Raw genomic sequence first — 17,561 nt, 5'->3', positions numbered from 1 at the left:
CTCTCGCTGTCCAAGAAATAACATCATATACAAAGGGCAGGTCATCGTGGCACGTGCGGCAGGCTCTCCGGCGCGCCGACCCGCCGGGGATCCACCGGTGCGGCGGCGAGCAGCGCGCTGCCGCTGACGGTGCCGAGCGGCCCTTCCCGGTCGAACAGCGTCGCGGTCGAGACGGCGACGCCGTCGTGCTCGACACGTTGCCCGGCGGCGAGGCCCAGCTGCAGGTCGGCCGCGGGCGCGCGGCCGAGCGAGAGGGTGAGGTCGGCGTTGATGAATTCGAGCCCGGCGTCTCCCCAGTTGGTCACGAGATTCACCAGGTCGGCCACGGTGGCCGCGTGCTGGAACGGCGTGGGCCTTTCCCCGCGCACGACCTCCTGCGGGAACACCCAGAGAGTCTTGCGCGCGGCGTTCTGATGCGGCTCGGGCGATCCCGTCCAACCGGCTCCGTCGCTGTGGAACACCCGGGGTTCGGCCGTCGCGGGAAGCACGTCCGGCGGAGGCGGCGCGGGGCAGCGCTCCGGAGCCCACGCGGTGCCGACCGCTGGGGACCCGCCGGCGAGGAAGAGCCCGGAAGCCTTTCCGACGAGGACGTCTTCTTGCCACAGCGTCGCTTCGACCAGGCAGAGCCTCCGCCCGCGCCGCACGACCTCCGCACGGGCGGCAGCGGGGACGAACCCGGCCGGGCGAAGCAGGTCGACAGTCCAGCGGACAGGCCGGAGAAGTCCCGGTGCGACAGCCCGTTCGGCGGCTCGCGCGAGCGCCCCGCTCGTCGCCATCCCGCGCAGCTGCGCACCGCCGCCCCAGCTCGCGCGTGCTTCGGGGAGCGGATGCAGGATCTCGCCGTCCGGGCCGGGTTCCGCGGTGAAGAAGGCCATGGTCACTTCACGAATATAACATTATATATGGACGAGGGATGCGCTGCGGCGGAGGCGCTTCCCGGATCGGGGGTCCATCCGGGAACGAGTCCGCGGTGGCAAGGAGTCAGGGGAAAAGTTCGTTCGGCACGGCGGGTGTCCAGTGGCGGGCGGAGCGAAGGGCTCGGGCGCGGCGATCAGCTGGCGCAGACGCGTCGGTCGGGCGCTGGCAAGTCCGTCAGGCCGTTTTGGCTCGGCTGCCAGGCTGCCCAGCCGTCTCCACGCGCCACCGCTTCACCGGCTCGCGGATTTCGGCAGTACCTCGTCGTTGTGCTGTCCCACTTCCGGCGCGGGCTGAGGCGCCAGCCGATGCCCGTCGACCTGGATAGGGGAACTCGGCGCCCAATGCGGTCCCGCGCCGGGCTGGTCGACTTCGCCGAACAGCGCCAGTTCCCGCAGTGCCGCGCCGCCGTCCCGCCCCAGTTCGGCGAAGCTTCGGTAGCGTTCCCACAGGATGCGGTGCCGGGTCAGCGTTTCCGCCACCTCCGCGTAGGGAGTCTGGCTGAACCAGCGGGCCAGCAGCGGCGTGATGACGTCGCGGTGCCGGTAGCGGTCGGATTCGGTGGCGAAGGAGATCCCGAGCGATTCGCTCAGCGCGGCGAAGGCGCCGGACAGCCCGGTCGCGGCGAGCATTTTGTGCCAGTGCCGTTCGGTGAGCAGGACGATCATGACCCGGACGCCGTCGGCGGTGGCGAAGTCGTCGCCGTAGGTGCCGTAGATTTCGTTGCCGGACTTGGTGCGGACGTGGTCGGTGAGCTGTGCTTCGGCGAGATAGCCGAGGTTTCCGGCGATGGCGAGCGCGACGTCCTCCAGCGCGACCCGGATCGACCGGCCCTCGCCGGTGAGCTGCCGGTGCCGTTCGGCGGCCAGCAGCCCGACGGCGAGGTAGAGCCCGGCGCAGACGTCCCAGGCGGGCAGCACGTGGTTGACTGGCTCGGAGCCGGTGCCGGTGAGCAGCGGGAAGCCGGTGGCGGCCTGCACGGTGTAGTCCACCGCCGCGCCGCCGTCGGCCCGGCCGGTCAGCAGGACGTGGATGAGGTCCGGCCGCCGCGCGCTCAGCGCCTCGTACCCGAGATCGGCGTGCCGTTCGGTGTTGGTCACGACCACGCACGGGCCGCCGTCGACGATCAGCTCGGCGACCCGGCGGCGGTCCACTTCGGACTCCAGGTCGACGGCGACCGCCCGCTTTCCTTTGTTCAGGCCGGACCAGTAGAGGCTGGTCCCGGAGTCGGCGAGCGGCCAGCGGGTGCGGTCGGCCGCACCGCCGAGCGGCTCGACCCGCACGACGTCCGCGCCGAGCTGGGCGAGCGTGAGCCCGCACAGTGGCGTCGCGACGTAGGCGGACAGTTCGACGACCCGGAGTCCGGTCAGCAGCGCGGGGTTCATGCGTCGTGCACCCGGGAGAAGTCCGGCTTGCGGCGTTCGCGGTGCGAGGCGAGGCCTTCGTGCACCTCGGGGCCGCCGAAGCCGTAGAACTCCAGCGCCAGCGAGGAGTCGAAGATCGCGCCGGCGAGCTGGCGGTACCAGAGATTGAGGCTCTGCTTGGTCCACCGGATCGCGGTGGGCGCGCCGTTGGCGAGTTCGTGCGCGATCTCCCGTGCGGTGGGCAGAAGTTCGGCTTCGTCGTCGACGCACAGCGACACCAGGCCGATCCGCTCGGCCTCGGCGCCGTTGAGCGGGCGGCAGGTCATCAGGTAGTACTTGGCTTTCGCCATGCCGCACAGCAGCGGCCAGCACACCGCGGCGTGATCGCCCGCGGCGACGCCGAGGCGCGTGTGGCCGTCGATGATCTTCGCGTTCGCGGTGACGACGGAGACGTCCGCGAGCACTCCGGCGACGAGTCCGGCGCCGACGGCGGGGCCGTGGATCGCGGAGACGATCGGCTTCGAGCAGTCGATGACGTTGTAGACCAGGTCGCGCGCCTCGCGCATGGTGCGGGAGCGCGCTTCGAAGTCAGTGGCGAGTTTTTCGACCAGGTCGAACGATCCGCCCGCCGAGAAGCCCTTGCCTTCACCGCGCAGCAGGACGGCTTTCACCTCGGGGTCGCGGTCGAACTCCCGCCAGATGTCGGCGAGATCGGCGTGCGCGGCTTCGCTGACCGCGTTGAGGTTCGGGGCGTCGAGGACGAGTTCGAGGACGCCGTCCGCGTCCGGCCCGTCGACTCGCAGGTGTTCGAATCGTGCGTAGCGGCTCATGCCGTTCCTTTCCTGCCGTCGCTGAGAAACAAGCCCTCGCGGTCGTATTTCCGGAGTCGCTCGGCGTCGCCGGTGGTCACCTCGGGGAGTTCGCGCAGGTCGTCCGCGACGGCGAGGTCCCAGCCGCAGCGGGAGCGGACGTGGGCGACGCGATCGGCCAGCGGCTCCGGCCCGGGTGCGATCGCAGTGAGCACGAGTTCGCCGTCGCGCCGGGTCAGGATGCCGAGGTCGGTGACCACCGCCCGGACCCGCGCGCCGGGGCTGGTGACGTAGCCGCAGTTTTCGATGAACCGCCGCGGGCTCATCGTGCCGACGACGTACGTCTCGTCGGCACCGGTCACGACGTCGTTGCCGCCGCCCGAACCGACCAGGTACGGGCCGCCGACGACGCGGGTGGTGTTGATGTTGCCGTGCCGGTCGATTTCCGCGGCTCCGACGCAGGCGATCGACCGCGTGGCCGGTCCGTTGACGAGATTCCCCAGCGCCTGTTCGGTGTCGAGCAGCATCGAGGACGACGGGAAGTTGGCGAAGCTGAAGATGAACGGGTCGCCGGGCGTCGGGGAGTAGTCCCAGAGGCCGAGTTCGGCCGCCAGCGCGACCTCGTGCCCGTCCGCTTTCGCTTGTTCGACGGCCACCCAGGCGGCGAGGTTCGCCAGCCCGGCCCCGGCCAGCACGCCGTCGATCCGGGTTTCGGCGATCCGCGACCGGACCAGGGCGGCGAGCCAGGTCGCCGCGCGTTCCGGCCGGGTCACCGGCCCGGTGTGTTCGCCGCGGCCGGTGGGCGGCGTCGGCTGCCCGAGCGTGCGGGTCAGCGCGCTGAGCCGCGCTTCGCCGAGTTTCGCCAGGTACGTGTCATGGTCGACGAGGATCCACTCGCGGATCCAGTCGTCGAAGTCCGCCGAACGGCTCGCTTCCCGGGCGGCGATCCAGAACTCGACGTCCTCGGCGTAGCCCTCGACCGGCAGCCGCGCGCCCTCGGTGCCGGGGAAGACGCCGCCGGGATGCGCGCCGAACGGAGCCTCGGCCACGGCCAGCACCCGGTGCGCCGGAATGCGGACGAAAGGCGCCCACGGACGCAGATCGTCCACGACTTTCTCCACCGTCGCCAGCACTCCGCGCCGGGCGGCGAACGCGCCGATCGAACCCTCGAACATCGGCGGTGCGATGGCCAGATTGCCTTGGCGATCGGCGACTGCGGCGTGCAGGATCGCGACGTCCGGGGTGAGCGGCGCGACCAGGCCGACGCGGCCGAACGGCGTGTCGACCTCCGCGTAGCCGGGGTTTTCGGTCATCGACGAATCGCGCACCGAACCCGTGACCACCGCGGGCACGCCGGTCGCGGCGGCGCGCAAACCCTGGATGTAGCTCAGGAACGACCAGTTCTCGACCTCGACCGAACCGTCCGAATAGGACTTCTGGAACACGGGATTGGGCGTGAACACGGGAAACGAGTCTCCCGAGTAGACAGTCACGACCTTCTCCAGGCACCCGGAGCGGAAAAGCACCGCGCCGAGCGAGGACAGGCTGGCCATGATCAGCGTGAACCGCGACGACCGGCGCCAGTGCTGCCGCGCGATCTCGCGCACGAGCGCGCTCCAGCGGCTGTGTCCCAGGATGACGTGCAGCGCGTCGCCCTCGCGGACATGGCGGGCGACGGCTTCGTCGAGACGGCAGAAGTCGGTCATCAGGCCACGACCACCAAGGTTTCGGCGACGCACGCCGGTTTCGCCGCGCCTTCCAGCTCCACCGTGTACCGCGTGGTCACAGTGACTCCGGCGGCGCTGTCTTTCACCTCGGCGAACGATGCCCTGGCGCGCAGCCGGGAGCCGACTGGTACCGGTGCCGGGAAGCGGACCTTGCCCAGCCCGTAGTTGATCCGTGCGGTCCCGAAGTCGAGCCGGACCAGCTGCGCGCTGAAATACGGGATCAGCGACAGGGTGAGGAACCCGTGCGCGATCGTCGTCCCGAACGGCCCGTTCGCGGCTCGTCCGGGATCGGTGTGGATCCACTGGCGGTCTTCGGTGGCTTCGGCGAACGCGTCGATCCGCGCCTGGTCGACGGCGAACCATTCAGTCGGCCCGATCTCCTCGCCGATCGCGGCCCGGACTTCGTCCGCGGAGCCGAAGACCCGGGTCATGCCGTGACCCGTTCGAACACCGCCGCCAGGCCTTGCCCGCCGCCGATGCACATGGTTTCGAGGCCGTAGCGGGCTTCGCGGCGCTGCATTTCCCGGGCCATGGTGGCGAGGATGCGGGTTCCGGTGGCTCCGACGGGGTGGCCGAGGGAGATGCCGGAGCCGTGGACGTTGAGCCGGTCGAAGTCGGTGGCGCCGAAGCCCCATTCGCGGGTGCAGGCGAGTGCCTGGGCGGCGAAGGCTTCGTTCAGTTCGATGAGGTCGATGTCGGAGATTTTCAGTCCGGCGCGTTCCAGCGCGAGCGCCGACGCGGGCACCGGCCCGATGCCCATCACCTTCGGTTCGACTCCGGCGACGCCGTGCGAGACCAGCCGCACGAGCGGGCGCAGGCCCAGCTGGTCGGCGCGTTCGCGGGTGGTGACGACGCAGACGGCGGCGGCGTCGTTCTGACCGCTGGCGTTGCCCGCGGTGACGGTCGCTTCCGGGTCCTGCTTGCCCAGCACCGGTCGCAGCTTGGCGAGGGTCTCCACAGTGGTGTCCGGGCGAGGGTGCTCGTCGGTGTCCACGACGACGGTGCCCTTCCGCGTCTCGACCGGCACCGAGATGATCTCCTCGGCGAAGATCCCGGATTGCTGTGCGGCGACCGCCCGGCGGTGCGATTCGGCGGCGAGCCGGTCTTGTTCTTCCCGGCTGATGCTGTACTGGCGGCGCAGGTTTTCGGCGGTTTCGAGCATTCCGCCGGGGACCGGATAGTGCTTGCCGCCGGGGGTCTGGCGGCCGCGGGTGAGCGAATCGTGCAGGTGGACGCCCGCGCCGGTCGCGCCCCAGCGCAGGTCGTTGGCGTAGAAGACGGTGTTGGACATGCTTTCCGCGCCGCCCGCGACGATCAGCTCGCTCGCGCCCGCCTGCACCTGCAGCGCAGCCAGCAGCACCGACTGCAAGCCAGAACCGCACCGGCGGTCGACCTGCATGCCGGGCACCGTGACGGGCAGTCCGGCGTCGAGGGCGACGACCCGGCCGATCGCGGGGGCTTCGGCGCTGGGATAGCAATGGCCGAGGATGACGTCGTCGATCGCGTCGGCGGGCAGGCCGGTGCGTTCCAGCAGGCCCTTGAGCGCGATCGTGCCGAGGTCGGCGGCGGGGACGCTCTTGAGGGATCCGCCGAAGCGGCCGATCGGGGTTCGGACGGGTTCGCAGATGACGGCGTCACGCATGGGAACTGCCTTCCTCAGAGAATTCGGCTTCGAGGCTGGTGCGCGGTCCGGCGGCCGCGGTGAGCGTCAGCGTCGCGCCGCCGGGGCGGGGTTCGGTGCGCAGCTGTGCGGGCTGGCCGCAGAACAGCGGGGCCAGATTGCGGTGCGCCAGCCGGGTCGCTCGCGCACCGGGGGAGTCGAGGCGCAGCACCTCGGCCAGGGCCAGCGACATCAACGGCCCGTGCACGACCAGACCGGGATAGCCCTCCGTGCGGGTCGCGTACGGCCAGTCGTAGTGGATCCGGTGCGGGTTCGCGGTGGCCGCCGAGAAGCGCATCAGGAGGGTGGGGTCGGTGGCGAAGTCCCAGCCGTCCTCGGTGCGGCGGAACGGCGCGCCCACCAGCTCGTCGGGCCGCACTGGTGCGTCGGAAGCGGTCGCGCCCGCCTCGCGGTAGATGAGGTCCTGCCGTTCCTCGACGAGCGGCGAACCGTCCACTCCGGACAGCACGGTGCGCACCACGACGATGACCAGTTCGCCGGAGCGGCCGGATTTCTCCGTCACCGAGTCCACAATGGATCGCCGGGTCACCGTCTCGCCGATTTTCGGCGGGCGGCGGATCAGGACTTCGCCTCCGGCGAACATCCGCCGGGGCAGGTCGATCGGCGGCAGGAACGTGCCGCGCGCCGGATGCCCGTCGGGGCCGAGTTCCGCCGAGGCCGGCCAGCGGGGGAGGGCGACCCAGTGCCACAGCGGCGGCAGGTCCTCGCCCGGCCGCGGCGCGGGCAGCCCGTTGTCGAACAGCGCGGCCAGCGCGGCGACCGGGGCCGGATCGACCAGCTCCGCGGTCGTGACGGCGTGCGGTTCCCAGCCGGTCACATGAACCGTCCGCCGGTCACTTCGAGCACCGTGCCGGTCATGTACGAGGACAGGTCGGAGGCGAGGAACAGCGCCACCGAAGCGATTTCGCCGACCTCGCCCGCGCGGCGCATCGGGATCTCGGCCATCTTCTGGTCCCACGCTTTCTGCGGCATCGCTTCGGTCATCGCGGTGCGGATGAGTCCCGGCTGGATCGCGTTGACCCGGACCCCGTGGTGCGCCATTTCCTTGGCGGCGGCTTTGGTGAGCCCGACGATCCCGGCTTTGGCGGCGGAGTAGTTGGTCTGGCCGACCATGCCGACCTTGCCCGACAGCGAGGACAGGTTGACGATCGCGCCGCTCTTGCGTTCGCGCATGATCGCGGCGGCCTTGCGAGTGCCGTTCCAGGTTCCCTTGAGGTGCACGGAAATCACCTGGTCGAAGTCGTCCTCGGTCATGGTGCGCATGGTCGCGTCGCGGGTGATGCCCGCGTTGTTGACGAACACGTCGACCGGCGAGGGCGCCGCGGCCAGCAGATCGTCCACATCGGACGCTTTGGTGACGTCGCAGGCGACGCCGACCGCCTCGCCGTCCAGGCTTTCGGCGGCTTTCGCGGCCGCTGCGCCGTCGATGTCGCCGAGCACCACGCGGGCGCCGTTCGCGACGAACAGCTGGGCGATGGCGAGTCCGATGCCTTGTGCGCCGCCGGTGATCACGGCGGTCCGGCCGGTGAGCAAAGTCATGGCGTGTCCTCAGATCTTGTTGCGGGCGACGAGCTGGGCGGCGATGACGTTGCGCTGGATTTCGTTGGTGCCTTCGCCGACGATCATCAGCGGCGCGTCGCGGAAGTAGCGTTCGACGTCGTATTCGCGGGAGTAGCCGTAGCCGCCGTGGACGCGGATGGCGTCGAGCGCGACCTGCATCGCGGTCTCCGAGGCGAACAACTTCGCCATTCCGGCTTCCATGTCGGCCCGCTCGCCCGCGTCGAGCTTCTCGGCGGCGTCCAGAGTGAGCAGGCGCGCGGCGCGCATTTTGGTGGCCATGTCGGCGAGAAGGTTGCCGACGGACTGGTGTTTCCAGATGGGTTTGCCGAAGGACTCGCGTTCCTGCGCATAGCGGACGGCGTCGTTCAACGCGGCCTGCCCGACCCCCAGCGCCCGCGAGGCCACCTGGATACGCCCCACTTCCAGCCCGCGCATCATGTGCGACCACCCCTGGTTCGGGATGCCGCCGAGGACGGCGTCGGCGGGCACTTTCCGGCCGTCGAAAACGAGTTCGCAGGCTTCGACGCCCCGGTAGCCGAGCTTCGGCAGCTTCTTCGAGATGGTGAGGCCGTCGCCGGGTTCCACCAGCAGCACGCTCATCCCGCGGTGGGCGGGAGCGGCGTCGCGGTCGGTGATGCACAGCAGCCCGATCAGCCCGGAGTGCGCCGCGTTGGAGATCCAGGTCTTCGACCCGGTGATCGTGTAGCCGTCGTCGCCGGGCACGGCCTGGGTGCGCATGGCTTGCAGGTCGCTGCCGCCGCCGGGCTCGGTCAGCGCCATCGTCGCCCGGATCCGCCCCTCCGCCATCGCGGGCAGGTACTTCTCCTTCTGCTCCGGAGTGCCGAACGTCTTGATCAGGTAGGTAATGACGGAGTGTCCGCCGATCGCGCCCGCCAGGCTCATCCAGCCGCGTGCGAGTTCCTCGGTGACCCGGGCGAAACAGGCGGTGCTGACGTCGACGCCGCCGTATTCGGCCGGGGCGAGCAGGCCGAAGAAGCCGAGTTTCTTCATCTCGTCGATGAACTCGGCGGGGTAGATGTCGTCGGCTTCGAATTCGCGGACGCGGGGCCGGACCCGTTCGTCCACGAACTCCGCGACCAGCGCGACCATCTGCTGTTCATCGTCGGTGAGCGTCATCGCCCATTCCCTTCCCGTGTCTGCCGAACAAGGCGCTCGACCGTCTGCCCGACCGCCGCGCGGCTGGTCATTTCTGTGCTTTCTTCGCTTGGCGGACCAGGCCGCCGCCGATGATGAGGCGTTGGATTTCGCTGGTGCCTTCGTAGAGGCGCAGGAGGCGGGTGTCGCGGTAGATGCGTTCGACGGGGACGTCGCGCATGTAGCCGGTGCCGCCGTGGATCTGGACGGCGAGGTCGGCGACGCGGCCTGCCATTTCGGTGCAGTAGAGCTTCGCGGCCGACGGCCCGATCCGGCGGTCTTCGCCGGAGACGTAGCGCGCCGCGGTCTCGCGCACGAGTGCGCGTCCGGCCATGACGCCGGTCTGCTGGTCGGCCAGCATCGCCTGCACCAGCTGGTAGTCGCCGATCGGCTGCCCGCCCTGGGTCGCCGACGCGGCATACGCGACGGATTCGTCCAGGGCGCGTTGTGCGGTGCCGACGGCGAGCGCGGCGATGTGCACGCGGCCGCGGGCGAGGGAGGTCATCGCGGCGCGGTATCCGGCGTCTTCGTCGCCGCCGACGAGCGCGGCGGCGGGGACGCGGACGCCGGTGAAGGCGACGTCGGCGGTCCAGGCGCCTTCCTGCCCCATCTTCTTGTCCTTCGGCCCGACCTCCAGCCCCGGCGTGTCCGCGGGCACGAGGAACACCGCGATGCCCGGCCCGGAGGCGTCGGCGGGGCGGGTGCGGGCGAACACGACGAACAGGTCCGCCAGGGGCGCGTTGGTGATGAACCGTTTCTGCCCGTCGATCACCCACTCGTCCCCGTCGCGGACGGCCCGGGTGCGCAGCCCGGCGGGGTTGGACCCGGCGCCGGGTTCGGTGAGCGCGAAGGACGCGACGACCTCGCCGGAGGCGATCCGTTCGAGCCATTGGGTTTTTTGTTCGTGGGTGCCGAAGCCGACGAGGACTTGTCCGGCGATGCCGTTGTTGGTGCCGAACATCGAGCGCAGGGCGAGGGAGGTGTAGCCGAGTTCCATGGCGAGTTCGACGTCCTGGGCCAGGTCCAGGCCGAGGCCGCCCCATTCCTGGGGGATGGCGTAGCCGAACAGGCCCATGGCCGCGGCGTGGGCGCGCAGGTCGTGCGGGATGGCGTCGCCGTCTGCGATCTCCTGCTCGCGGGGGACGACTGTGGTCCGGACGAAGTCGCGCACGAGTTCCAGGATGGGCCGGAAGTCCTCGGGGGTCACCGCTGCTGCCATGCCCTCCACTATGACCCACACCGCCCGGATCGAAAATACTTTATCAGAAATCATCGAATGGCTCACAGGTGAGGAGAGCGCCGAGCCGCGCCGTCGAGGACAGGTATCTCCAGGTCAGACGCGTGACGACGCCGCCCGGTGAATCCGGTCGGGTGAGCTTCGCGGGATTCGCGCGGGGCGCGGTATGTGATACTTCATCGGACAGGACGTCGGGCGGAGGGGGAGTCGATGCTCGAGAGCGGACCGCGCCGGACCGGTCCGGCGAACCTCAACGCGATGGCCGCGCAGGAAATCCGCCGCCGGGTGTTCTCCGGCCAGCTGCGCGCCGGAGCGAAGATCGACCAGGACGCACTCGCCGAGGAACTCGGCATCAGCAAACTCCCGATCCGCGAAGCCCTGATCGCCCTCGACCACGAAGGCGTGGTCGAGCACATCGCCCGCCGGGGCGCGTTCGTCGCCCGCATGACCCGCGACGACATCCGCGACCACTACCGCGTCTTCGGCGTCGTGTCCGGACTGGCCGCCGAACGCGCCGCGAAAAACCTCACCCCAGGAAGCCTGCAAGCACTGGAAGATCTCGTCGACCGGATGGGGCAGGAAGCGGACCCCGCGGAGCTGGAACGGCTGAACTTCGAGTTCCACCGCCGCATCAATCACGCGTCGGATTCGCGTCGGCTGATCTCGATCCTGGCGGTCCTGGTGAAGACGGTGTCGCACGGGTTCTACGAAGCGCACGCGGACTGGGCGGACAAGGCCGCCGACGACCATCGCCGGATCCTGCACGCGCTGAGCACGCGGTCGGCGGCTCGTGCCCGGTCGATCGTGGAGAAGCATTTCTCCGACGGGGGCGAGCGGGCGGTGGCGTTGCTGGAGAAGCAGGGTTTCTGGGAGCACTGACCGTCCGGGTCCTCCGGCGGCTGAGCCGAACCGCTTCGGCGATGGCGCGGAATCCAAGCCCGCGGCTCGGGGTAGCACTGTGCATAGATAATACATAATATGTTCGAATGCCTGCCCGAACAGCCGAGGAGTGCCGATGACGACCGAAACGATCCGCCGCGGGCCTCTCGCCGGTGTCCGGGCGGTGGCGCTCGCCGGGATGGGGCCGACGCCGTTCGCGAGCATGCTGCTGGCCGACCTGGGCGCGGAGGTCGTCCGGGTGGCGCGGCCGGCGGACAACCGGGGCCGCGCGCTCGGCCAGACCGAGGGCATGGCCGCCGAGCACGATCTCGCCAACCGCGGGGTCGGCACGGTCCAGGCCGATCTCAAATCGGCCGACGGCGTGCGCGCGGTGCGGCGGCTCGCCGAAGCGGCCGACGTGTTCATCGAGGGGTACCGGCCCGGCGTCGCCGAGCGCCTCGGTCTGGGGCCGGAGGTCTTGCTGGCCCGCAACCCCGCCCTGGTGTACGCCCGCCTGACCGGGTACGGCCAGTCCGGGCCGCTCGCGCAGCAGGCGGGGCACGACATCAACTACGTCGCCCAGACCGGCGCGTTGCACGCGATGGCCCGGGAAGGGGAGGCGCCGCGGCCGCCGATCAACCTGCTCGGCGACTACGCGGGCGGGGCGCTCGTGGCCGCCTTCGGCATCGTGAGCGCTCTGCTCGAAACCCGCTCGTCGGGCCGCGGCCAGGTGCTCGACGCGGCGATGATCGACGGCGTCGCCTTGCTGACCGCCAAGCTGCAGGGCCTGCGCGCGGCCGGCCGCTACTCCGACGAACCCGGTACGAACTACCTCGATTCGGGCGCGCCGTTCTATGACACCTACCGCTGCGCGGACGGCCGGTATGTCGCGGTCGGCGCGCTGGAGCCCGATTTCTACCGGGAGTTCGTCTCCCGGCTCGGCGTCGACCTGACCGATTGGCCCGACCAGGACGACCGCGCGGCGTGGCCTCGGTTGCGCTCGCTCATCGCGGCCGCTCTCGCCGCGAAGGACCGGGACGAATGGGCGCGGATCTACGCCGGGATCGATGCGTGCGTAACGCCGGTGCTCACGTTCGACGAGGCGGCCGGGCATCCGCACAACGCCGAGCGGGCGGTGTTCGGCCGGGTCGGCGACGTGCTGCACCCGCGCCCGGCCCCGCGGTTCAGCCGTACCCCGGCGCGCGAGCCGTCCGCGCCCGACGCGGCGGTGCTGGACTTGGACTGGCTGCTGGCCGCGTGGACGCGGCCCCGGGAGCGGTCGGCCTGATCCCGCGGAGACCGCCCGTCAGCCGCGGGGCCGGGCGGTCTCCGACGGAAGCATCCCGAACCGTTCGCGATACTGCTGCGCGAACCGGCCGGGGTGGTGGAACCCCCAGCGCGCCGCGACGTCGGTGACCGAGTCCGCCGCGCCGGACAGCAGCTCCCGGTGCACCCGGTCCAGCCGGACCGCGCGGAGGTAGGCCATCGGGGACTTGCCCACCGCCTCTTGAAAGCCGGCCTGCAGCGCGCGGGGGCTGATGGCGGCCATGGCGGCCAGGTCCGCGGTCGTGACGCTCTTCTGGGGATTCCGGTCGAGATAGTCGACGACTTCCCGGATGCGCGACCCCCGGGTGTGCGCGGGGCGGCTGTGCAGCCGCGCGCTGAGGCTGCTGGGCACGGTCATGAGCAGCTGGGTCATCAGCGCCGACTCGAACTCGTGGCACGCGGCCGGAACGGTGGCGAGCCCGCCGTCGCGGCTCAGTTCGGCGTAGAGGAAGCCCACTGTCGCGAGGAACGACTGTGCGGTGCTCGACCGGAGCGAGAACGTCAGGTCGAAGTCGATCTCCTCGCGGACCGGTTGCCCGGTCAGCTTCGCCGCGTGCGCCTCGAGCAGGTCTTTCGGGAGTTTGACGTGGTACTGCCACGAATCCGCGCTCCACTGCACCAGGACCGGGGACTGCGGCACGAAGGCCACTCCCGCCTCTCCCGCCGCGAACGTCCGGCGCGCGCCGTGCTGCTCCACAGTGCTCGTGCCGGTGGCGGGAAGGTTGACGTGGTAGCACAGCCGCATCGGCGGACCGACGATCGTGGTGTCCGCGCCGTAGGCCATCCGCCCGATCGTGAGGTGCGCAGACGGCGCGAGGTCGAGCCGGAAGCGCATGCCGGCGCGGTCGTCGACCCGCACGTCGTGGCTCGCGAAGGCGCGCGTCACCTGCTCCCGGGCGGTCTCGAGGTCGGCGGTGCGGAAACGGACCGGTCCGGGCGGCACGGCAGGCCGGGCAAGATCGGGCATCGGCGCCTCCTCGGGTGGTCCCAGACGGTCGTCAAGAATATATGATGTGCGCAACCTGGCTAGACGGTGACCGGTCGAGAGTATATTTTATATTTGTTGCGAGCGAGTCGATCGATCAGCGCCGCGCCGGGCGCGCGGCGGGGAGAGGACACCGGATGGCAGGCCTGTACTTCGAGGAGTTCGAACCTGGGATGGTCATCGACCACCCGACCCGCCGCACCGTCACCGAGGCGGACAACACGCTGTTCAGCGTCATGACGCTCAATCTCGCTCCGCTGCACCTCGACGCGGAGTACAGCAAGGGCACCATTTACGGCCAGCGCCTGGTGAACAGCCTGTTCATCCTCGGCCTCGTGTCCGGGGTGACGGTGCCGGAGACCACCCAGGGGACCACCCTGGGCAACCTGGGCTTCGAGAAGATCACCTTCCCCAAGCCGGTGTTCCACGGCGACACGATCCACGTGCGCACCGAAATCGTCAGCAAGCGCGAGTCCAAGAGCCGCGGCGATTCCGGCATCGTGATGTTCCGCCACCTCGGCATCAACCAGCGCGACGAGATCGTGTGCGACGCCCTGCGCGCGGGCCTGATGCTGAAGCGGTCCGCCGCCGAGGCGTCCGCCGCGCGGAGCTGAGCGGAAAGGGGCCGGACATGGCCGAGGACGAAACCGGCTTCGCCTGGGTGCCGCCGGAAGAGGTGCGCGACCGCAGCCGCTACCTCGCCGCGCTGCGGAAGTGGAGCCTGCCCGGAGACGCGGAAGGCGTGGCCGAGGCGAACCGGCGGGCGATCGCCGACCCGGAGTGGTTCTGGCGCGCGGTGGTCGACGACCTGGACATCGCTTTCGCGGAACCGTTCGAGCGAGTGCTCGACGAATCCGAGGGGAAACCGTTCCCTCGCTGGTTCCCCGGGGGCCGGATCAACGTCGCCGAACTGTGCGCGCATCGGCACGCCCGCGGCGAACTCGCGGGCAAGACCGCAGTGGTCTACGAGGGCGACTCCGGACAGCGGCGCACGCTGACCTTCGGCGAACTGGACGAGCAGGTGCGCCGGTTCGCGGCGAATCTCGCCGCGCTCGGCGTTTCCCGGGGCGATCGCGTGGTGCTCTACCTGCCAGTCGTGCCCGAGGCGGTCGTGGCGTTCCTCGCGATCGCGATGCTCGGGGCGGTCGCGGTGCCGACATTCAGCGGCTACGCGGCGGACGCCCTCGCCACCCGGTTGCAGGATTCCGAAGCCGTCGCGCTGATCACCGCGGACGGGACGACCCGGCGCGGCAAGGAAGTCCCGCTGAAGGCGACCGCGGACGCGGCGCTGGCGGACGCGCCGTCGGTGCGCACGGTTGTGGTGGTCCGCCACCTCGGCACCGACGTGCCGATGACGGCTGGCCGCGACCGGTACTACGACGACCTGAACCCGTCGCCCGCGCCGGTCGAGACCGCGGCGACCGAGGCGAACGACCCGCTCACCGTCGTCTACACGTCGGGCACGACCGGCCGTCCGAAGGGGATCGTGCACTCCCACGGCGGATTCGCGGTGAAAACCGCCGTCGATTTCGCCTACGGCTTCGACGTGCACGCCGACGACGTCGTCTGCTGGATCACCGACCTCGGCTGGCTGGTCGGGCCGATGCTGATGACCGGCCCGCTGCAACTCGGCGCGACGATCGTGATGATCGAGGGCCTGCCGACGCACCCCACGCCGGACCGGATGTGGGAAGTGGTCGAGCGCAACGGCGTGACCGTGCAAGGCATCGCGCCCACCGCGGCGCGCGCTTTGCGTGCGGCGCAAGAGAAACCAGGCCACGAACTGGAAACCTTGCGCTCGTTCGTCTCCACCGGGGAAGCGTGGGACGAGCCGACCTGGTGGTGGCTGTTCGACCAGGTCGGAAAACGCCGGGTGCCGATCGTCAACTACAGCGGCGGCACGGAGGTCGGCGGCGGGCTGCTGATCGGCTACCCGTTCCTGCCCGCCGCGGCGGCCGCGTTCACCGGGCCGCTGCCCGGAGTGGACGCGGCGGTGCTCGACGACGAAGGCGGGCCGATCGTCGGCGCGATCGGCGAATTGGCTGTGCGCAACACCTTTCCCGGGATGACGCACGCGTTCTGGCAGGACCGCGAGCGCTATCTCGACACGTACTGGGCACGGTTCCCGGACGTCTGGGTGCACGGCGATCTGTGCAGTGTGGACAGTGCCGGGCAGTGGCGGATCCACGGCCGCTCCGACGACACGCTCAAACTGGCCGGCCGCCGGGTCGGCCCGGCGGAGATCGAGGCGGCCCTGCTGCGGGACAAGCGGATCGCCGAGGTCGCCGTGATCGGCGCGCCAGACGAACTGCGCGGCCAGCGGGCGGTGGCGTTCGCGGTGCTGCGCGCCGGCGGTGCGGAACCCGCCGACCTGCACGAGGTGGCACTGGAAAACGCGGGGAAGTCGTTCGCCCCGCAGGTGTACGTCGTGCCGACGCTGCCGAAAACCAAGAACGGCAAGATCATGCGGCGCGCTATCCGGGCGCGGTTCGTCGGGGCGCCGGTCGGAGACCTGTCCTCACTGGACCCGGCCACGCCGCTGGAAGACATCCCGGTGCTCGCGGAGGAGAACGCGCAATGACCGATCCGGAAAGCAACGTCGAAATCGTCCGGAAGGCGACGCGGGAACTGGCCCGCAAGTTCGACCACGACTACTGGCTGGACAAAGACCGCAAGCACGAATACCCGTGGGAGTTCGTGAAGGCGTTCGCCGCGGGCGGCTGGCTGGGCGCGATGATCCCGGAGGAATACGGCGGCATCGGCCTCGGCCTGGAAGAGGCCGCGGTGATGATGGGCGAGATCTCCGCGTCGGGCGCCGGGATGGCGGGCGGTTCGGCGATCCACTTCTACGTGTTCCCGCCGGCTCCGATCGTGAAGTACGGCTCGGAGGAGATGAAGCGCGAATACCTGCCGAAACTGGCGGCGGGCGAGCTGCTGATGGCGTTCGGGGTGACCGAGCCCGACGCCGGGGTGGACACGTCGCGGATCAAGACCAAGGCGACCAAGGTCGACGGCGGCTGGAAGATCAACGGCAAGAAGGTCTTCATCACCAACGCGCAGAACGCGCACAAGATCCTGCTGCTCGCGCGCACCTCGCCGCGGCGGGACGACAAGCCGCTGTACGGCATGTCGCTGTTCCTCGCGGACCTGGACCGCGACAAGATCACCGTGCGGGAGATCGAAAAACTGGGCCGCGCGGCGATCGACACGAACGAACTGTTCATCGACGACCTGTTCGTGCCGGACGACCGGCTGGTCGGCGAGGTGGACAAGGGGTTCTACTACCTGCTGGACGGGTTGAACCCGGAGCGGATCGTCGTCGGCATGGAGGGCGTCGGCCTCGGCCGGGCCGCACTGGACATCGCGGCCGAGTACGCGAAGAACCGGGTGGTGTTCGACCGGCCGATCGGGCAGAACCAGGCCGTGGCGCATCCGCTGGCGGACTCGTGGATCCGGCTGGAAGCCGCCGAGGGCATGGTCATGCGGGCGGCGAGGCTGTTCGACGAAGGCCGGCCGTGCGGCCCGGAAGCGGCGGCGGCGAAGTATCTGGGCGCCGAGGGCGGTTTCGAGGCGTGCGACCGGGCGTTCTCGACGCTCGGCGGGTACGCCTACGCGAAGGAGTACCACGTGGAGCGGTTGTGGCGGGAGGTCCGGTTGCTGCGCAACGCGCCGTTCTCGCAGGAGATGGTGCGGAACTACATCTCGCAGCAGGTCTTGGGGCTGCCGCGCTCCTACTGAGGCCAGTGAACAGCGGGCGGGGGGGGGGGGGGGGGGGGGGGGGGGGGCGGGGGGTGGGGGGGGGGGGGGGGGGGGGGGGGGGGGGGGGGAGGGGGGGGGGGGAGGGGGGGGGGGGGGGGGGGGGGGGGGGGGGGGGGGGGGGGGGGGGGGGGGGGGGGGGGGGGGGGGGGGGGGGGGGGGGGGGG

The 17,561-nt window shown here is 70.6% G+C and carries 16 protein-coding genes; 5 read left to right on the top strand and 11 right to left on the bottom strand.

Features of this window, described 5'->3' with window-relative positions; genetic code table 11:
* Positions 1-41: 41 nt before the first annotated feature.
* The 10 genes from ACZ63D_RS00080 to ACZ63D_RS00035 all read right to left on the bottom strand — a co-directional run bounded on the left by ACZ63D_RS00080 (position 42) and on the right by ACZ63D_RS00035 (position 10,430).
* Entirely contained in the window at positions 42-875 is an 834-nt protein-coding gene (locus tag ACZ63D_RS00080) for a thioesterase family protein (protein WP_465353667.1), read from the bottom strand.
* Between the two features lie 273 nt (positions 876-1,148).
* Complete coding sequence (locus ACZ63D_RS00075; protein ID WP_465352054.1) at positions 1,149-2,300, bottom strand: CoA transferase; 1,152 nt, start codon at positions 2,298-2,300, stop codon at positions 1,149-1,151.
* The gene (locus tag ACZ63D_RS00070) at positions 2,297-3,109 is read right to left on the bottom strand and encodes an enoyl-CoA hydratase/isomerase family protein (RefSeq protein WP_465352053.1); all 813 of its coding nucleotides are present in this window, start codon (positions 3,107-3,109) and stop codon (positions 2,297-2,299) included. Before ACZ63D_RS00070 ends, ACZ63D_RS00075 begins: the two co-directional genes overlap by 4 nt.
* Positions 3,106-4,794 (bottom strand): CoA-transferase, encoded by a 1,689-nt coding sequence (locus ACZ63D_RS00065; RefSeq protein WP_465352052.1) that lies wholly within the window; start codon positions 4,792-4,794, stop codon positions 3,106-3,108. Before ACZ63D_RS00065 ends, ACZ63D_RS00070 begins: the two co-directional genes overlap by 4 nt.
* The gene (locus ACZ63D_RS00060) at positions 4,794-5,246 is read right to left on the bottom strand and encodes a MaoC family dehydratase (protein WP_465352051.1); all 453 of its coding nucleotides are present in this window, start codon (positions 5,244-5,246) and stop codon (positions 4,794-4,796) included. Before ACZ63D_RS00060 ends, ACZ63D_RS00065 begins: the two co-directional genes overlap by 1 nt.
* Positions 5,243-6,457 (bottom strand): acetyl-CoA C-acetyltransferase, encoded by a 1,215-nt coding sequence (locus ACZ63D_RS00055; RefSeq protein WP_465352050.1) that lies wholly within the window; start codon positions 6,455-6,457, stop codon positions 5,243-5,245. The genes ACZ63D_RS00060 and ACZ63D_RS00055 overlap by 4 nt, the downstream gene beginning before the upstream one ends.
* Complete coding sequence (locus ACZ63D_RS00050; RefSeq protein ID WP_465352049.1) at positions 6,450-7,313, bottom strand: HTD2 family dehydratase; 864 nt, start codon at positions 7,311-7,313, stop codon at positions 6,450-6,452. The genes ACZ63D_RS00055 and ACZ63D_RS00050 overlap by 8 nt, the downstream gene beginning before the upstream one ends.
* Positions 7,310-8,035, bottom strand: coding sequence for a 3-oxoacyl-ACP reductase FabG (gene fabG, locus ACZ63D_RS00045; RefSeq protein ID WP_465352048.1), 726 nt, complete (start codon positions 8,033-8,035; stop codon positions 7,310-7,312). Before fabG ends, ACZ63D_RS00050 begins: the two co-directional genes overlap by 4 nt.
* Before the next feature lie 9 nt (positions 8,036-8,044).
* Complete coding sequence (locus ACZ63D_RS00040; RefSeq protein ID WP_465352047.1) at positions 8,045-9,193, bottom strand: acyl-CoA dehydrogenase family protein; 1,149 nt, start codon at positions 9,191-9,193, stop codon at positions 8,045-8,047.
* A gap of 67 nt (positions 9,194-9,260) precedes the next feature.
* Positions 9,261-10,430: an acyl-CoA dehydrogenase family protein gene (locus ACZ63D_RS00035; protein WP_465352046.1), complete on the bottom strand. Its 1,170-nt coding sequence runs from the start codon at positions 10,428-10,430 to the stop codon at positions 9,261-9,263.
* 228 nt (positions 10,431-10,658) lie between these two features.
* Here ACZ63D_RS00035 and ACZ63D_RS00030 point away from each other — a divergent pair, with 228 nt between their 5' ends.
* Positions 10,659-11,327, top strand: a complete 669-nt coding sequence (locus tag ACZ63D_RS00030) for a GntR family transcriptional regulator (protein ID WP_465352045.1) — start codon at positions 10,659-10,661, stop codon at positions 11,325-11,327.
* A gap of 136 nt (positions 11,328-11,463) precedes the next feature.
* Positions 11,464-12,615 carry a CaiB/BaiF CoA transferase family protein gene (locus ACZ63D_RS00025; protein ID WP_465352044.1) on the top strand — a complete coding sequence of 384 codons (1,152 nt, stop codon included), beginning with the start codon at positions 11,464-11,466 and terminating at the stop codon, positions 12,613-12,615.
* Between the two features lie 18 nt (positions 12,616-12,633).
* On the opposite strand, the gene ACZ63D_RS00020 is transcribed toward ACZ63D_RS00025, so the two are convergent.
* Complete coding sequence (locus tag ACZ63D_RS00020; protein ID WP_465352043.1) at positions 12,634-13,620, bottom strand: AraC family transcriptional regulator; 987 nt, start codon at positions 13,618-13,620, stop codon at positions 12,634-12,636.
* A 155-nt stretch (positions 13,621-13,775) separates the two neighbouring features.
* Between ACZ63D_RS00020 and ACZ63D_RS00015 the strand changes: the two genes are divergently transcribed.
* From ACZ63D_RS00015 to ACZ63D_RS00005, 3 genes are read left to right on the top strand one after another with little or no spacing between them, the layout of a single operon-like run.
* Positions 13,776-14,252, top strand: coding sequence for a MaoC family dehydratase (locus tag ACZ63D_RS00015; RefSeq protein WP_465352042.1), 477 nt, complete (start codon positions 13,776-13,778; stop codon positions 14,250-14,252).
* A 17-nt stretch (positions 14,253-14,269) separates the two neighbouring features.
* Positions 14,270-16,219: an AMP-binding protein gene (locus ACZ63D_RS00010; RefSeq protein WP_465352041.1), complete on the top strand. Its 1,950-nt coding sequence runs from the start codon at positions 14,270-14,272 to the stop codon at positions 16,217-16,219.
* Positions 16,216-17,376 (top strand): acyl-CoA dehydrogenase family protein, encoded by a 1,161-nt coding sequence (locus tag ACZ63D_RS00005; RefSeq protein WP_465352040.1) that lies wholly within the window; start codon positions 16,216-16,218, stop codon positions 17,374-17,376. The genes ACZ63D_RS00010 and ACZ63D_RS00005 overlap by 4 nt, the downstream gene beginning before the upstream one ends.
* The last annotated feature ends 185 nt before the right edge of the window (positions 17,377-17,561 follow it).

The organism is Amycolatopsis sp. NPDC104775 (assembly GCF_055583325.1).
The sequence above is the reverse complement of the archived record's forward strand: the minus strand, read 5'-3'. Positions and strand labels throughout refer to the sequence as shown.

Coding starts and splice junctions, on each gene's coding strand:
- ACZ63D_RS00080 (WP_465353667.1), bottom strand. CDS start 875: ATGGCCTTCTTCACCGCGGAACCCGGCCCGGACGGCGAGATCCTGCAT.
- ACZ63D_RS00075 (WP_465352054.1), bottom strand. CDS start 2,300: ATGAACCCCGCGCTGCTGACCGGACTCCGGGTCGTCGAACTGTCCGCC.
- ACZ63D_RS00070 (WP_465352053.1), bottom strand. CDS start 3,109: ATGAGCCGCTACGCACGATTCGAACACCTGCGAGTCGACGGGCCGGAC.
- ACZ63D_RS00065 (WP_465352052.1), bottom strand. CDS start 4,794: ATGACCGACTTCTGCCGTCTCGACGAAGCCGTCGCCCGCCATGTCCGC.
- ACZ63D_RS00060 (WP_465352051.1), bottom strand. CDS start 5,246: ATGACCCGGGTCTTCGGCTCCGCGGACGAAGTCCGGGCCGCGATCGGC.
- ACZ63D_RS00055 (WP_465352050.1), bottom strand. CDS start 6,457: ATGCGTGACGCCGTCATCTGCGAACCCGTCCGAACCCCGATCGGCCGC.
- fabG (WP_465352048.1), bottom strand. CDS start 8,035: ATGACTTTGCTCACCGGCCGGACCGCCGTGATCACCGGCGGCGCACAA.
- ACZ63D_RS00040 (WP_465352047.1), bottom strand. CDS start 9,193: ATGACGCTCACCGACGATGAACAGCAGATGGTCGCGCTGGTCGCGGAG.
- ACZ63D_RS00035 (WP_465352046.1), bottom strand. CDS start 10,430: ATGGCAGCAGCGGTGACCCCCGAGGACTTCCGGCCCATCCTGGAACTC.
- ACZ63D_RS00030 (WP_465352045.1), top strand. CDS start 10,659: ATGCTCGAGAGCGGACCGCGCCGGACCGGTCCGGCGAACCTCAACGCG.
- ACZ63D_RS00025 (WP_465352044.1), top strand. CDS start 11,464: ATGACGACCGAAACGATCCGCCGCGGGCCTCTCGCCGGTGTCCGGGCG.
- ACZ63D_RS00020 (WP_465352043.1), bottom strand. CDS start 13,620: ATGCCCGATCTTGCCCGGCCTGCCGTGCCGCCCGGACCGGTCCGTTTC.
- ACZ63D_RS00015 (WP_465352042.1), top strand. CDS start 13,776: ATGGCAGGCCTGTACTTCGAGGAGTTCGAACCTGGGATGGTCATCGAC.
- ACZ63D_RS00010 (WP_465352041.1), top strand. CDS start 14,270: ATGGCCGAGGACGAAACCGGCTTCGCCTGGGTGCCGCCGGAAGAGGTG.
- ACZ63D_RS00005 (WP_465352040.1), top strand. CDS start 16,216: ATGACCGATCCGGAAAGCAACGTCGAAATCGTCCGGAAGGCGACGCGG.